This is a genomic window from Novosphingobium pokkalii (assembly GCF_014652855.1).
Lineage (GTDB): Bacteria > Pseudomonadota > Alphaproteobacteria > Sphingomonadales > Sphingomonadaceae > Novosphingobium > Novosphingobium pokkalii.
Genome location: NZ_BMZP01000008.1, coordinates 115,683 through 130,246, shown reverse-complemented (window position 1 = coordinate 130,246; position 14,564 = coordinate 115,683). Strand labels below are relative to the sequence as shown.

The window sequence follows — 14,564 nt, the reverse complement described above, 5'->3', positions numbered from 1 at the left end:
GCCAGGGGCAGACAGGACGGGAACCGCTCTGCTACGCGGCATGGCCAATGACATCGTTTGCACCTTTCGATCCCGCTGCGCCTGCGCAAGAAGACGGCACGCTTTCCGGCCAGGATGCCCTGACCGGCCTGGCAGACGCCGCGGCAGCGCGCGCCTGGCTGGATGCAGCGCGCGGCGGTGCCGGAATCCAGGCCATGTTGATCGGGCTCAACCGGTTCCAGGCGGTCAATCTGGCGTTTGGCCATGGCGGTGGCGATCGCGTGCTGGCCGAAGTGGCGCGGCGCATTGCCCATTTCGCGGCCGAGGAGCTGGGGCCGGCGCAGGCGGGCGATCCGGCCCCGCTGGTGGCGCGGGTTTCGGGCGGGGAATTCCTGATCGCCTGCGGCAGCCCGCGCAGCCGGGAGCGCTGGCAGGTGCTGGCGCAGGCGCTGGGGCGCAGCATCGCGCGGCCGCTGGCGCTGGGCGGAGACGCCGTGCGCCTGTTGCCGCGTATTGCCCTGCTGCGCGGGCAGGCGCACGAGGACGGCGGCGCCCTGCTCGACCGGCTCGACCAGGCCCTGGCGCAATTGCTGCGCAGCGGGGCGCGGCGGCTGGCCTGGGCGGATGGGAGCCATCGCGCCGGGCGGCGCAGCGCCGCGCGGCTGGAGGCAGACCTGATCGGCGCGCTGCACCGCGATGAAATCGCCGTGCTCTATCAGCCGCAGTTCCGCGTGGCCGATGGCGCGCTGGCCGGGGCGGAAGCGCTGGCGCGGTGGGAGCATCCGGGGCTGGGCCGGATCGGCGCAGAAACCCTGTTTGCCGTGGCCGAGCGGGCGGACCAGATGGCGCCACTATCCCAGGCCATCGCCACCACGGCGCTGGCCGGGGCGTCGGCATGGCCGGCACCGCTGCGCCTGTCGCTCAACGTGACGGCAGAGGATTTTGCCTTGCCCGATTTCGCGCAGGGCCTGCTGGCGCGCGCCGATGCCGCCGGCTTTGCGCCGGAACGGCTGACCATCGAGATTACCGAGCAGACGCTGATTGCCGATTTCGAGGGCTGCGCGGCGGCGCTGCGCACGCTTGCGGCGCAGGGCGTGGCCGTGGCGCTCGATGATTTCGGCACCGGCTTTTCCAACTTTCGCACGCTCAAGGCGCTGCCGCTCGACACGCTCAAGCTCGATCAATCGCTGGTGCGGGACGTGGCCCGCGATCACCGCGACCGGGCGATCCTGGCGGCCATGGTGGCGATGGCGCGCGCGCTGTCTTTGACCGTGGTGGCCGAAGGGGTGGAAAACGCCGAACAACTGGAGGTTCTGGCGCAGGAAGGCGTGACGCTGTTCCAGGGTTTCCTGCGCGCCGGGCCGCTGGACAGCGCGGCGATGGCGCGAATGGCGGCCGGAGCGCGGTGAAACGCTCCGGCCTGCCCGATCAGAAGCGCGTGACGAGCGCGGCCATGACCTGCTGACGACGGGCCGAAATGCCGGTGTCCACGTTCGCGACGTAGGTGTGACCGTAGTCGGAGTAGCGGTATTCGACGCGAGCCGCGATCTGCTTGGTCACAGCCGCTTCTACGCCGCCGCCCACGCGGAAGCCGTCCACGTTCACGCCATAGCGGTTGCCGTAATCCACGCGCACGCGGGTGTTGGTGTAACCGGCCTTGGCATAGACCGACAGGCCCGGTGCAACGGCATAGGCCGCACGCGCGCCGGCATAGAGATCAACACCGCCCTTGATGCTGTAGACGTCGTTGCGTTCCTTGACCGTGGTGCCGTCGATTTCCGCTTCGACGCCAACCGTGCCCTGGCCGATGACCTTGTCATAGCCCAGCACGGCGCCATAGGCGAAACCGTCCTTGCTTTCCTTTTCGCCGCCGCCGGACAGGGTCACGTGATCGTAACCGCCAACAACGCCGAACGAAACGCCGCCCTGAACTTCTGCATCCTGGGCCATCGCGGGCGCGGAGCAAGCAACGGCGGCCATGGCGGCGCCAAGGGCAAAGAACTTCTTCATGATCTATATCCTGCAAACTGGATTTTTTATTGCCGGAAACATCGCAATGACGTGACCGTGGCGCGCCGATAGGTCCAGATTTGCAGGTTGGTCAACGCAGTGTCACAATTGGCGCCGAACTGATCTGTGCGGTGTTGCAAAAATGCCGCATTGCAGCAGGCGCCACGCGACTGGTGCGGGGCATTTCCGAAAAAACGTTGCGGTGCAAGCATATGCGTCGCATTTTTGGTGGACAGCGGTTGAAGGCGGCTCAGGCCGCCTTCTTCGCCGCTCGCCGCGCGATGCTGGACAGGCCCTTGGTCAGTTGCACCAGGCCGTTGAGGCGGCCTTGCGCATCGCCCCAGGCGCGCTGGATCACCAGCTTGTTGTCCGGCCGCAGCTTGGCCGTGCCTTTCAGCCGTTCGACATAGGCGATCAGCCCCATGGGATCGGGGAAATCGTCGTTGTGGAACGAGACCAGCACGCCCTTTGGCCCCACGTCGATCTTGGCAATGCGCGCCTCGATCGCCTGGCGCTTCACTTCGATCAGTTGCAGCAGGTTCTGCGTCGGCTGTGGCAGGGGGCCAAAGCGGTCGATCATCTCGGCGGCAAGGGCTTCCACCGCCTCTGCCCCTTCGGCATCGTTCATGCGGCGATAGAGCGCCATGCGCACGGCCAGATCGGGCACATAGTCTTCCGGGATCATGATCGGCGCATCGAGCGTGATCTGTGGGCTGAGCGCCTCGCGTTCGCGCGCCAGGCCGATATCGCCGGCCTTGGCCGCCAGGATCGCATCCTCAAGCATCGACTGGTACAGCTCGAAGCCCACTTCCTTGATGTGGCCCGATTGCTCGTCGCCCAGCAGGTTGCCTGCGCCGCGCAAGTCGAGATCGTGGCTGGCAAGCTGGAACCCGGCGCCGAGCGAATCGAGATCGCCCAGCACCTTGAGCCGCTTTTCCGCCACTTCCGACAGGGCCTGGTCTTCGGGATACGTGAGATAGGCATAGGCCCGCAGCTTGCCGCGCCCGACGCGGCCGCGAAGCTGGTAAAGCTGTGCCAGGCCAAAGCGATCGGCGCGGTGCAGTACGATGGTGTTGGCGCTGGAAATGTCGATGCCGCTTTCGATGATCGTGGTCGAGAGCAGCACTTCATATTTCTTCTCGTAGAAGGCGCTCATGCGGTCTTCCACTTCGGTGGGGCTCATTTGGCCGTGCGCCGTCACGAAGCGGATTTCCGGCACGTTCAAGCGCAGCCAGTCTTCCACTTCGGCCATGTCGGCAATGCGCGGCACGACGATGAAGCTCTGCCCGCCGCGCTGGTGTTCGCGCAGCAGGGCCTCGCGCATCGTCACGTCGTCCCACGGCATCACATAGGTGCGCACCGCCAGGCGGTCGACCGGCGGGGTCTGGATCGTGGACAGCTCGCGCAGGCCCGACATGGCCATCTGCAAGGTGCGCGGGATCGGCGTAGCGGTGAGCGTGAGGACGTGGACGTCGGTCTTCAGCTCCTTGAGCTTTTCCTTGTGCGTCACGCCAAAGCGCTGTTCCTCGTCGACAATGACCAGGCCCAGCCGCTTGAACTCCACCGATTTCGACAGCAGGGCATGGGTGCCCACTACAATGTCCACCGTGCCATCGGCCAGGCCGGCGCGTGTCTGCGTTGCCTCCTTGGCCGCGACCAGGCGCGAGAGGCGGCCGATCTGGATGGGAAAGCCGGCAAACCGCTCCACGAAATTGGCATAGTGCTGGCGCGCCAGCAGCGTGGTGGGGGCGATCACCGCCACCTGATGCCCGGCCATGGCCGCCACGAAGGCCGCGCGCAGGGCCACTTCTGTCTTGCCGAAGCCCACGTCGCCGCAGACCAGCCGGTCCATCGGCTTGCCTTCGGCCATGTCGGCCAGGACATCGGCGATGGCGCGTTCCTGGTCCTCGGTCTCGTCCCAGGGGAAGCGATCGACGAAGGGGCCATAGCTGGCCGGATCGACCGCCAGCACGTCTGCCTGGCGCAGCGCGCGCAACGCGGCCGTGGCCATCAACTGGCCAGCCATTTCCAGGATGCGCTGGCGCATCCGGGCCTTGCGCCGCTGCCAGCCTTCGCCGCCCAGCTTGTCGAGCGCGACGTTCTCGCTCTCGTTGCCATAGCGCGAGAGCACGTCGAGGTTTTCGACCGGGATATAGAGCTTGTCGCCCCCGGCATAAGTGAGCTGTACGCAATCGTGCGGGCTCTTGCCCACGGTGATCGCTTCGAGCCCTTCGTAGCGGCCGATGCCGTGATCCATGTGGACCACCAGATCGCCCGGTGTCAGTGCCGAGAGTTCAGCCAGGAAAGCGTCGGCGTCCTTGCGCTTCTTCTTGCGGCGCACCAGGCGGTCGCCCAGGATGTCCTGCTCGGTCAGCAGTTCGAGGCTGTCGTTGGCAAAGCCTTGTTCGAGCGGCAGGACCACCGCGACCGGACGGCCCGATGCGGCCAGGCCCAGCGCTTCCTGCCAGGTGTCCGCAAGGGCAGGGGCCTGCTTGCCGGCTTCCGCCAGCAGCGAGGCCAGCCGTGCGCGCGAGCCGGTGGTATAGGCCGCGACGATCGGCTTCAGGCCGCGCGTGCCCAGCGCAGCCAGGTGCTTGGCCGCCGCTTCGTAGATATTGACGCCCTGCGCGCGATCGGGCGTGAAATCGCGCGAGCTGGCAAAGCCGAAGTCGACCACGCTGGCGCTTTCCGGCTCGGCAAAGATCGTGGTGCGGTGCGCCGGCCAGCCCGCCAAAGCGCGATCGAGTTCATCGCGCGAGAGATAGAGCGCATCGGGCTTCAACGGGCGGTAGGTGCCCGATTGGCGGGCCGACGCCTCGGTGCGCGCGGCGTAATAGTCCGCGATATCGTCCAGCCGGCTTTCCGCAGCCTTGGCGGCGGCGGCATCGAGCACCACCAGATCGCCTTCGCCCAGATGGTCGAACAGCGTGACCATCCGCTCTTCGAGCAAGGGCAGCCAGTGTTCCATGCCGGCCAGGCGGCGGCCTTCGCTCACCGCCTGATAGAGCGCGTCGCTGGTGGCATTGGCGCCGAAGATCTCGCGATAGCGGCTGCGGAAGCGCTTGATCGAGGCTTCGTCGAGGAGAGCTTCGCTGGCGGGCAGCAGCAGGTGGGTTTCCACCGGCTGCACCGAACGCTGCGTGGTGGGATCGAACAGGCGCAGCGTTTCCAGCTCATCGCCGAAGAAATCGAGCCGCAGCCCATGATCCAGCCCGGTGGGGTAGATATCGAAGACCGAGCCGCGCACGGCATATTCGCCCGCGTCCACCACCGTATCGGTACGCGAATAGCCCTGGCGCTGAAGCAGGGCGATCAGACTTTCGCGGCCGATTTCCACGCCCGGCGTCAACAGGCGGGTGGATTCGCGGATGCGGAACGGGGTGAGCGTGCGTTGCAGCACGGCATTGATCGTTGAGACCAGCAGTTGCGGCCGCCCGTCGCGCTTGTGCTGCAACTTTTGCAGCGCCGCCAGCCGCCGCGCGCTGATCGACAGGGCGGGGGAGGCGCGGTCGAACGGCAGGCAGTCCCACGCCGGGAAATCGATCACGTCCAGTTCGGGCGCAAAGAACGCCGCGCTTTCCACCACCGCGCGCAGGGCTGCATCGTCGCTGGTGATGAACACGCAGCGGCCTTGTGCCTTGGCCGCCGCAGCCGCGCGGGCAAGATCGGCCATGACCAGCGGCTGCGCGCCCCGCGCCACGCTGGCAAGCGTCAGCGGGCTGCGGGCGGAAAGGATGCGGGACAGGTCTGGCATGGATCGGTTCTTCAATACTTTGGCGTGTGGAAAGGGGCTTCGACAGGCTCAGCCCGAACGGGGCAAACCAGAAACAGCGTCACTCAGTTCCGTGCGCCCTGAGCCTGTAGAAGGGGCACCAACGCTGTGCTGTCCGGCCAGGGGGCTTCGACAAGCTCAGCCCGAACGGGGGAACCGGAAAATTCAGCCCCGACCTCCGTTCGCCCTGAGCTTGTCGAAGGGCGCCTGGCCCAACCCGTCAGCGCGGAATCTCCACGTAATCGAGCTGCCGCATGCGGTCCATCATCGGGCCGGCGTATTCCTCGGGCACGGAAAGCGTGCCCAGCGCCCAGCCGAGGATGTCGACATCTTCCTCGTCCATCAGCGTTTCAAACCACACGGCTTCGGCCTCGCCCCATTGCCCATGGAAGCGATCGAAATAGCAGCCGATCATGTAGTCGGCCTCGCGCGTGCCGCGATGCCAGGCGCGGAATTTCATCCGGCGCAGGCGCGCATCGTCCAGCTTGCCGGATTCGGGAGTCGCAGTCGTTTCGGTCATGACGGCTGCGGGTAAGCCAGCTTGCCCCATGGCGCAACGGCCCCATGGTGATTATGGGAGCGCTCATGCGTCCCGATTTGCTCAATCCCCTGTTTGCCGAGGCCACCAGCCTGAAAGGCGTGGGTGCAGGCTTGGCTCGCCCGCTGGACAAGCTGGGGCTGACGCGGGTGCGCGACTTTCTCTATCATCTGCCCGATCGTTTCGTGCAGCGCCGCGCGGTGCAGACGCTGGACGAAGCCGCGCTGGGCGAGCAGATCATCGTGGCGTTGACCGTGCTGGAGCATCGCCAGCCTGCCGGGCGCGGGCCGTTTCGCGTGATCGCGCAGGACAGCGTGGGCAACCACGTGGCGATCACCTATTTCGGCCGCGCCTCCTACACCGCCAAGAAGAGCCTGCCGGTGGGCGAGACTCGCTGGGTGGCGGGCAGGCTCGACCAGTTTGGCCAGACCTGGCAGATCGTTCACCCCGATCATGTCAGCGAAGACAGCGCCGGCTTGCAGGGGCACCTGACCGAGGCGGTCTATCCCCTGTCCGAAGGGCTGACCCAGGGGCGCATCGCCAGCCTGATCCACCAGTCGCTGGGCCAGGCGCCGCGCCTGCCCGAATGGATCGAGCCGGGCTTGCTGGCGCGCGAGGAATGGCCCGCCTGGCACGAGGCATTGGCGCGCACGCATCAGGCGCCCGACAAGCGCGCGCGCGACCGGCTGGCCTATGACGAACTGTTTGCCAATGCCTTGGCGCTGATGCTGGTGCGCGCGGCCAACCGCACCCGCGCCGGCCAGCCGCTGCACGGCGATGGGCATCTGCGGGCCAAGCTCAACCTGCCCTTCGCGCTGACCGGGGCGCAAAGCCGCTCCATTGCCGAGATCGAGAGCGACATGGCCCAGGGCAGCCCGATGCTTCGCCTGCTGCAAGGCGATGTCGGGTCGGGCAAGACGGCGGTGGCGCTGCACGCCATGCTGGTGGCGGTGGAGGCAGGCGGCCAGGCCGCGCTGCTCGCGCCCACCGAAATCCTCGCGCGCCAGCATGCCGATACGCTGGCCAGGATGGCGCGTGGCACCGGCGTGAACATCGCGCTGCTCACCGGCCGCGACAAGGGCCGCGCGCGCGAGGCGCTGCTGATGAACCTGCTGGATGGCGGGATCGACATTCTGGTCGGCACCCATGCCATCTTCCAGGACAGCGTGGCCTATCGCAACCTCGCGTTGGTGGTGATCGACGAGCAGCACCGCTTTGGCGTGGGGCAGCGCCTGATGCTCACGCAAAAGGCGCGCCGCACGCCGCACTGCCTGGCCATGACTGCCACGCCGATTCCGCGCACGCTGACTCTGGCGCAATATGGCGAGATGGAAGTCTCCCGGCTCGACGAGATGCCGCCCGGCCGCCAGGCGATCGATACGCGCGTGGTGGCGCAGGAGCGGCTGGCCGACGTGATCGACGGGATCGGCCGCCACATCGCCGCCGGGCACCAGGCCTATTGGGTGTGCCCGATGGTGCGCGAGGCGGAGAACGAAGACCTGGCCGCCGCCGAAGCGCGCCACGCCATGCTGGCCGAGCGCTTTGGCGAGCGCGTGGTCATGGTCCATGGCCAGATGCGGCCCGAAGCCAAGGACGCGGCGATGGAGCGCTTTGCCAGTGGCGAGGCGAGCCTGCTGGTCGCGACCACGGTGATCGAAGTGGGCGTGGACGTGCCCAACGCCACGCTGATGGTGATCGAGCAGGCCGAACGCTTTGGCCTGGCGCAGTTGCACCAGTTGCGCGGGCGCGTGGGCCGGGGCAGCCAGAAATCGACCTGCCTGCTGCTGCGTGGCGACATGGTCAGCAAAGTGGGGCGCGAACGGCTGGCCTTGATGCGCGAGACGCAGGACGGGTTCCTGCTGGCCGAGGAAGACTTGCGCCTGCGCGGCGGCGGGGAACTGCTCGGCACGCGCCAATCGGGCGACACCCCATTCCGCGTGGCCGATTTCGAGCAGATCGCCAATCTCCTGCCCATTGCCCACGATGACGCGCGCCTCCTGATGGAACGCGATGGGGGCCTGTCCTCGCCACGGGGCGAGGCGGCCCGCGTGTTGCTCTATCTGTTCGAGCGCGATTGGGGCGTGCAACTGCTGCGCGGCGGATAAGCTTCACCGATCCAGTCTGCGCCTGCCGTTCATGGGGACTGCCGCACGTTGCCTATGTTGCAGGCGCGCCACACTTTCAGACCCTTGCCTGCGCCCGATTGCGGTTTGTCGTCCTAACGGCTTGACACCCTGCGCATACGAATCCTATTTATCGTATAAATAAGACTTCACTGCTTTCCGGGAGGGGCTTTCATGCATCTCGATTTCCGTCGTGTCCTGTCTGCAACCAGCATTTTCGCGCTGGCCATCGCCTCGCAATCCGCGCTGGCGCAAGACGCCGCAGCGAGTGGGGCAGCCAGTGCTGGCGCCGAAGCCGCACCTTCGGATCAGGCGATCGTGGTCACCGGCCTGCGCGCTTCGCTGCGCGACGCGCTCAATGCCAAGCGCAACACCACCGTGGTGGCCGAAACCATCAGTTCCAAGGACATCGGCGTCCTGCCCGATGTGACCATCGCGGATTCGCTCGCGCGCCTTCCCGGCGTGACGGCCACGCGCGATCGCGGCAATGCCAGCCAGGCGGCGGTGCGCGGCCTTGGCCCGCGCCTGGTCCTGGGCCTGATCAACGGCCGCGAAGTCGCTTCGTCGGAACCCGATCGCAATGTCCGCTGGGAAATCTACCCGTCGGAAATCGTTTCGTCGGTGGCCGTCTACAAGGGGCAGAGCGCGGACTTCATCGCCGGGGGCGTGGCGGCCACGATCGACATCCAGACGATCAAGCCGCTCGATTACCATGGCCCCGCCTTCACCGTGCGCGGCGGCGCGATCTACAACGACGGCGGGCGCGACATTCCGGGCTATTCCGGCCTGGGCGCGCGTGGCAGCGCGCAATATGTCGGCAAGCTGACCGATGACCTCGGCCTTGTGCTCGGCGGCACTTATCAGCGCCAGAAGAATGGCTTCGACAGCTTCCAGGGCTGGGGCTACAACACCGTCGACACCGGCAGCCCGCCGACCGATGCCAACGGCAACAAGATCAACACGCCGTGGGGCGCGCAGGCCGAAGTGAAGGGCCTGACCGAAACCCGCTGGAGCACCACGGCCGCCTTGCAGTGGAAGCCGGGCTCCTATTGGGACATCACGCTCGACGGACTCTATTCCAACGTCAAGATCAACGAGAACCAGGCGCAGCAATGGTATGGCCGGTCGAACGGCTGGGGTGACTGGGGCGGCAGCTTCGGCCAGGCCGGCGACATCTACCAGCCGGGCAGCTATACGCTGGCGGGCAACACCGTCACCGGCGCGACGCTCAACAACTATTCCTCGGTCACCAACGTCTTTGGCAAGTACGTCGAAGACAAGACCTTGTTCGTCTCGGGCCTGAACGCCAAGTATGACGACGGCACTTGGTCGGTTAAGACGGACGTTTCCTATTCGCAGGCGCGCCGCAACAACGATTATCACTCGGTCGCCACCGAATTCTACCCCCAGTCGACGACCTTTGCCACCGGCGCTGGGCAAGTGCCTTCGGTGTCCGTTTCGGGCGGCAATGCGAGCAGCATTGGCGACACGACCGCACAGGTCGTGCCGAGCTATTACGCCGGCCTGCGCGATGGGCCGCAGCGCCTGTCCGATGATCTTGGCGCGGGGCAGATCGACATTCGCCGTGCACTCAACACCGGATGGTTGAGCGGCCTCGCAGTCGGCTTGCGTTACTCGAATCGGGTCAAGTCGTTCACGGCCGCGACCAGCGCCGTAACCACGGCCGATGGCGGCAATGTCACGCTCGATGCCTCGAAGCTGACCGCGTTCAACGTGCGCGATTTCTCGGTGCCGACGATGATCTGGGCCAACTTCGACGACGTGGCTGGCGCGGTGAACTATGCCGCACCGGTCAATGACCCCACCAAGGGCTGGCGCGTGCGCGAAGACGACATGGAAGGCTATGTCATGGCCGATCTGGCCGGGCGCGGCTTTTCGGGCAATGTCGGGGTGCGTTTTGTCGATGTCGTCACGCACAGCTACGGCAGCAGCAACATCACGGCCAGCGGCACCACCTCGGCCATGGAGCACTATTTCCGCGCGCTGCCCAGCATCAACCTGAACTTCGAGCTGACCGACACGTTCAAGCTGCGCGCCGCCGCTGCGCGGGTGATCTCGCGTCCGCCGCTCGATGAACTGCGCGCCAACCAGTTGCTCTCGCTCAGCGCGCCTTTCACGGGGTCTTCGGGCAATCCCTATCTGCGCCCCTTCATGGCCAACCAGTTCGATCTTTCGGCCGAATGGTATTTCCACAAGGACGCGCTGCTGGCCGTGGCGGGCTATTACAAGGATGTGGACAGCAACATCGGCTATACGCAGGTGGCGCAGACCATCAACGGCAACAATTACATCATCACCAGCCCGGCCAACGGCAAGGGCGGCTACATCGCCGGCCTGGAAACCACATTGCAGATGCCGTTCTGGTTTGTCCCCGGCCTGGACAAGTTCGGCATCTATGCCAACGCCGCTTTCGTGAAGTCTGATCTCAAGGAACTATCGCCTAGCAGCAATCCGTTCCCGGCCGTGGGCCTGGCCGATTTCACCGGCGAATTCGACCTGTGGTATTCCGACCATGGCATCGATGCACGCGTGGCGCTCAAGCACCACAGCCCGTTCACGGTGATCTATGGCTGGGATGCCTCGCAACTTACCCGCCTAGAAAGCGAAACCACGCTGGGCGCGAGCATCGGCTACAACATCACCAAGAACATCTCGGTGCGGGTGCAGGCCAACAACCTGACCAACCAGGTCGCGCGGTTCTATTGGAACAACGATGCCAACCAGATCGCGCGCTATGAAAAGTATGGCCGCAGCTATCTGGCGGATATCACCGTTCGGTATTGATGCGATTGCCCATCCGGGCCGATCCGATCCTCTCCCCGGATCGGCCCAAACCTTGCCGGGGCGCCGCAGTGATGCGGCGCCCTTTTTCTGCCGGGACTTTCTTGGCACGGTGCCGGCCGCGTGCGACAAGCGGGCATGACCCGCCGCATCCTGCGCCTCCTGCTCGGCCTGCTCTATAGTGCCGCCGGTGTGCTGCACCTGGCGCTGCCTGCGCCGTTCCTCAAGATCACGCCCGGCTGGGTGCCCGATGCGCCGCTGGTGATCGCGCTGACCGGGCTGGCCGAACTCGCCGGCAGCGTGGCGCTGGTGCAGGGATGGAGCCCGGCCTTGCGCCGCGCTGCCGGGTGGGGCTTGGCGGCCTATGCGCTCTGCGTGTGGCCGGCCAACGTCAATCACATGCTGATGGACCTGGCGCGGCCCGATCTTGGCCTGGGCCTGGCCTATCACATTCCGCGCATGCTGGCGCAGCCGCTGCTGATCTGGGCCGCGCTTTGGTCTAGCGAAGCGCGCTGGTCACGTCGCGGCGCTGACCGCCCGGCCTGACGTCAGGCGCGCAGGCGCTCGATCCCCTGCGCCAGCGCGACATAGAGCTTGCCCATGTCGGATGACAGCAGCGTCACGCCCAGCGCGTTGCCGTCGCGGGTTGACAGCAACTGGCGCAGCATGCCTTCGAAATCGTGGATGTAGCGGTTCACGTGGCCGCGGAATTCGGCATCGTTGGCATAGTGCTGTTGCACCGCCTTGGCATCGGCGCTGTCGAGCAGGCTGACCGCGCGGCGCGTGAAGATGCCGCGATCGCCGCGCAGGTAAGACGCCCAGGCGGTTTCCGAAACGTCGGCCGACAGCGCCTGGGCAATGTCGATCGCGGCGGAATTGAGCGATTCGGTGATCAGCGCAGTGCGACGGGCAAAATCGTTGTCGATCTGCTCTTCGGCGCGCTCGCGGGCGCGGGCCACGCGGTTTTCGAGGTTGGTGGCCAGTTCGTCCACCTTGGCCAACTGGTCGCGCATCTGCAGGGCGCTGTCGCGGCTGGCGTCGGCGGCGGTGTCGAGCGCCTGCTCCAGGCGGGCGATCAGTTCGGCGCCGCGCCCTTGCAGCACGCGGGCGATCGCGGCGTTGCCTTCCTCGCCCAGGCGATGGGCCAGCGCATCGATTTCGGCCCGCAGGGTTTCGCCCATGGTATCGCCCGCCGCGCGGGCGGCGGCGTTGAGGCGGTCGATCGCGGTCGCCATGGTGCCGGTGATATCGCCTGATAGCGCTTCGGCCTCGCCCCGCGCGGTTTCCAGCGTGGCGCGCACTTCGTTGAGCTGCGCGCGTTCGGCGGCGGCCTGCTCGGCAAAGGCCTGGTGCAGGCGCGCGACATGGGCCAGCGCCTCGGCGATTTCGGCGCTGGTGCCGCGCACGGTATCGGCGAGGGCTGCGCCCTTGCTGCCGGCCTGGCCCAGTTCGCCATGCAGCGCGGCCACGCGGCGGTCCAGTTCGTCCAGCCCGGCCTGGCTGGCGCGCAGGACTTCGGGCAGTTCGCTGCGGCTGTGCTGCCCGGTGGCCTGGATCAGTTCGAGCAGGCGCACGGCAGCGTCGGTGCTGCGGGCGAGGTGATCGTCCTGCGCGGTCAATTCGATGCCGGTTTCCGACAGGCGGGTGCGCAGCAGGGTGAGGGCGCGGTCCACCGCCTGCGCCGTGGTATCGCCCATCGTGGCCGATGCCGCGAGCGTTTCGGCCAGCTCGGCGGCGCGGCTGGCTGCCGTGTCGCATTGCGCGGCGAGGCGGCGTGCCTCGTCCTGCTGGCGGCTGCGCTGGGTATCGAGCGCGCGGTCGAGATCGGCCAGCTTGTGGGCGAGCGCTTCGGTAGCCTCGGCCGCAGCCGTGGCCAGCGCGGTGCGCCGCTCGGCAATCGCGCGGTCGATTTCCACCATGCGCCGGGCCAGCGTCTCGCGCTGCTCGTCGGCGCCGGCCGCCAAGGCAGCGCGGCGCTGCGCCACGGCGGCGTCGATCGCTTCGCCTTCGGTTTCCAGCGCGGAGACCAGCGCACGGCTTTCCTCGGCAAAGCGGGAAAGGCGCGCTTCGGCCTGCGCCTGGTTGCGTTCCTGCGCACTCGCCAGATCGTCGAGCGCGCTGCGCAGGGCGCGCACTTGCGCCTCGCTGCGCGCCTGCCAACTGGCCAGCGCGGCGTTTTCCTGCTCGGCCACGGCCTGGCCCAGCGTGGTGCTGGTGTCCTTGAGTGTCGCCAGGCGCTGCTCCAGCGCGGCGAGGCTTTCCCGCTCGGCGCTGGCCAGGGTGCGGCGCTGCTCGTCCAGCTTGTCGGTCAGAGCCTGGGCGCGGGCGCGGATCGCGGCGAGCGCGGCGTGCTCTTCCTGGTCGAGCGCAGCGCGGTGTGCGGTCACTTCCTCTTGCAGTGTGGCAAAGCGGGCTTCGGTCTGCCGCGCCAGATCGGCACCGACGGCGGTGAGAGCGCCCAGCGCGCTCTGCACCTGATCGCGCACCGTGGCGACCTGGCGTTCGCTGGCGAGGCCGAATTCATTGAGGCGCTGGAACCCGGCGACCATGTCTTCCAGTTGCACGTGCGCATTGCGCCCGGCGTTGGCGATGGAATTGGTCACGTCCTTGGCGCTGTTGGCGATCACCGGCAACTGGCTGCGCAGCTTTTCCATGTTGTCCAGCGCGCTGACCGAGACATCGGCAATTGCGCTGACCTGGGCGCCATTGTCCTGGATCAGCCCGCGCAGGTTTTCCGCGTGGGTGGAGAGGCGATCAGTGGCCATGCGCCCCAGCGCATCGAGATCGCGGGCCTGCGCGGCGATGAAATCGCGGGCGAGGGCCAGTTCGGTGTTGATCGCGCCCAGCCGCTGGTGAAGCTGCACCGATTCGCGCGAAAGGCCGCTGGCGATGCTGGCAAAGCGGCGCGCCTCGCGCCCGCTGCCGCGCTGGACCAGCAGCAGGGTGACAAGCACGACCAGCACCGGTGCGGCCCATTGCCCGCTGGCCGCTGCCCATGCCGCCGCGCTGTGCACCGCGATCAGGCCGGGGACTGCTGCCCACAGGAAGAAGCCGGTCCACGCCGCGATCAGCACACCCGCCACGGCCACGGGCCAAGCCGAAGCGGCAGAGGCGTCCTCGAAACCGTCTTCGGTTTCAGGCGCAAGATCCGGTAAAGATGCTGTTCCTGGCAAAGGCCCCTCTGCGTGTTCGCGATCCAGCGCCAAGCCTTGCCCGCCGGTTTCCGGCTGGTTGGCTTCGATCGGAATGATCCGTGGTCCCCCGTTCATGCGCGCTGCTCTATCACGGAAAAGGCCACCGGTTAAACCCGCCTTAAGCCCTGATAGAGCACTATCAACAG

8 protein-coding genes are annotated in these 14,564 nt (G+C 66.9%); 4 read left to right on the top strand and 4 right to left on the bottom strand.

Going from position 1 to position 14,564, the window contains the following annotated elements:
* Positions 1 to 47: 47 nt before the first annotated feature.
* Entirely contained in the window at positions 48 to 1,388 is a 1,341-nt protein-coding gene (locus IE191_RS10635; protein WP_191324348.1) for a bifunctional diguanylate cyclase/phosphodiesterase, read from the top strand.
* Between the two features lie 19 nt (positions 1,389 to 1,407).
* On the opposite strand, the gene IE191_RS10630 is transcribed toward IE191_RS10635, so the two are convergent.
* The 3 genes from IE191_RS10630 to IE191_RS10620 form a co-directional block, all read right to left on the bottom strand.
* Positions 1,408 to 1,989: an outer membrane protein gene (locus IE191_RS10630; protein ID WP_191324347.1), complete on the bottom strand. Its 582-nt coding sequence runs from the start codon at positions 1,987 to 1,989 to the stop codon at positions 1,408 to 1,410.
* A 250-nt stretch (positions 1,990 to 2,239) separates the two neighbouring features.
* Positions 2,240 to 5,743, bottom strand: a complete 3,504-nt coding sequence (gene mfd / locus IE191_RS10625; protein WP_191324346.1) for a transcription-repair coupling factor — start codon at positions 5,741 to 5,743, stop codon at positions 2,240 to 2,242.
* A gap of 238 nt (positions 5,744 to 5,981) precedes the next feature.
* Positions 5,982 to 6,281 carry an FAD assembly factor SdhE gene (locus tag IE191_RS10620; protein WP_191324345.1) on the bottom strand — a complete coding sequence of 100 codons (300 nt, stop codon included), beginning with the start codon at positions 6,279 to 6,281 and terminating at the stop codon, positions 5,982 to 5,984.
* Between the two features lie 65 nt (positions 6,282 to 6,346).
* Between IE191_RS10620 and recG the strand changes: the two genes are divergently transcribed.
* The 3 genes from recG (at position 6,347) to IE191_RS10605 (ending at position 11,770) form a co-directional block, all read left to right on the top strand.
* Entirely contained in the window at positions 6,347 to 8,404 is a 2,058-nt protein-coding gene (gene recG / locus IE191_RS10615; RefSeq protein WP_191324344.1) for an ATP-dependent DNA helicase RecG, read from the top strand.
* A gap of 192 nt (positions 8,405 to 8,596) precedes the next feature.
* Positions 8,597 to 11,227 (top strand): TonB-dependent receptor, encoded by a 2,631-nt coding sequence (locus IE191_RS10610; protein ID WP_191324343.1) that lies wholly within the window; start codon positions 8,597 to 8,599, stop codon positions 11,225 to 11,227.
* A 135-nt stretch (positions 11,228 to 11,362) separates the two neighbouring features.
* The gene (locus IE191_RS10605; protein WP_191324342.1) at positions 11,363 to 11,770 is read left to right on the top strand and encodes a DoxX family protein; all 408 of its coding nucleotides are present in this window, start codon (positions 11,363 to 11,365) and stop codon (positions 11,768 to 11,770) included.
* Positions 11,771 to 11,772: 2 nt separating this feature from the next.
* On the opposite strand, the gene IE191_RS10600 is transcribed toward IE191_RS10605, so the two are convergent.
* On the bottom strand, positions 11,773 to 14,493 hold the full coding sequence (locus IE191_RS10600; protein ID WP_191324341.1) for a coiled-coil domain-containing protein: 2,721 nt from the start codon (positions 14,491 to 14,493) through the stop codon (positions 11,773 to 11,775).
* Positions 14,494 to 14,564: the final 71 nt, after the last annotated feature.

Bases quoted from the DNA above. Each gene is read 5' to 3' on its own strand.
- recG (WP_191324344.1), top strand. From the start codon at position 6,347: ATGCGTCCCGATTTGCTCAATCCCCTGTTTGCCGAGGCCACCAGCCTG.
- IE191_RS10630 (WP_191324347.1), bottom strand. From the start codon at position 1,989: ATGAAGAAGTTCTTTGCCCTTGGCGCCGCCATGGCCGCCGTTGCTTGC.
- IE191_RS10635 (WP_191324348.1), top strand. From the start codon at position 48: ATGACATCGTTTGCACCTTTCGATCCCGCTGCGCCTGCGCAAGAAGAC.
- IE191_RS10605 (WP_191324342.1), top strand. From the start codon at position 11,363: ATGACCCGCCGCATCCTGCGCCTCCTGCTCGGCCTGCTCTATAGTGCC.
- mfd (WP_191324346.1), bottom strand. From the start codon at position 5,743: ATGCCAGACCTGTCCCGCATCCTTTCCGCCCGCAGCCCGCTGACGCTT.
- IE191_RS10610 (WP_191324343.1), top strand. From the start codon at position 8,597: ATGCATCTCGATTTCCGTCGTGTCCTGTCTGCAACCAGCATTTTCGCG.
- IE191_RS10620 (WP_191324345.1), bottom strand. From the start codon at position 6,281: ATGACCGAAACGACTGCGACTCCCGAATCCGGCAAGCTGGACGATGCG.
- IE191_RS10600 (WP_191324341.1), bottom strand. From the start codon at position 14,493: ATGAACGGGGGACCACGGATCATTCCGATCGAAGCCAACCAGCCGGAA.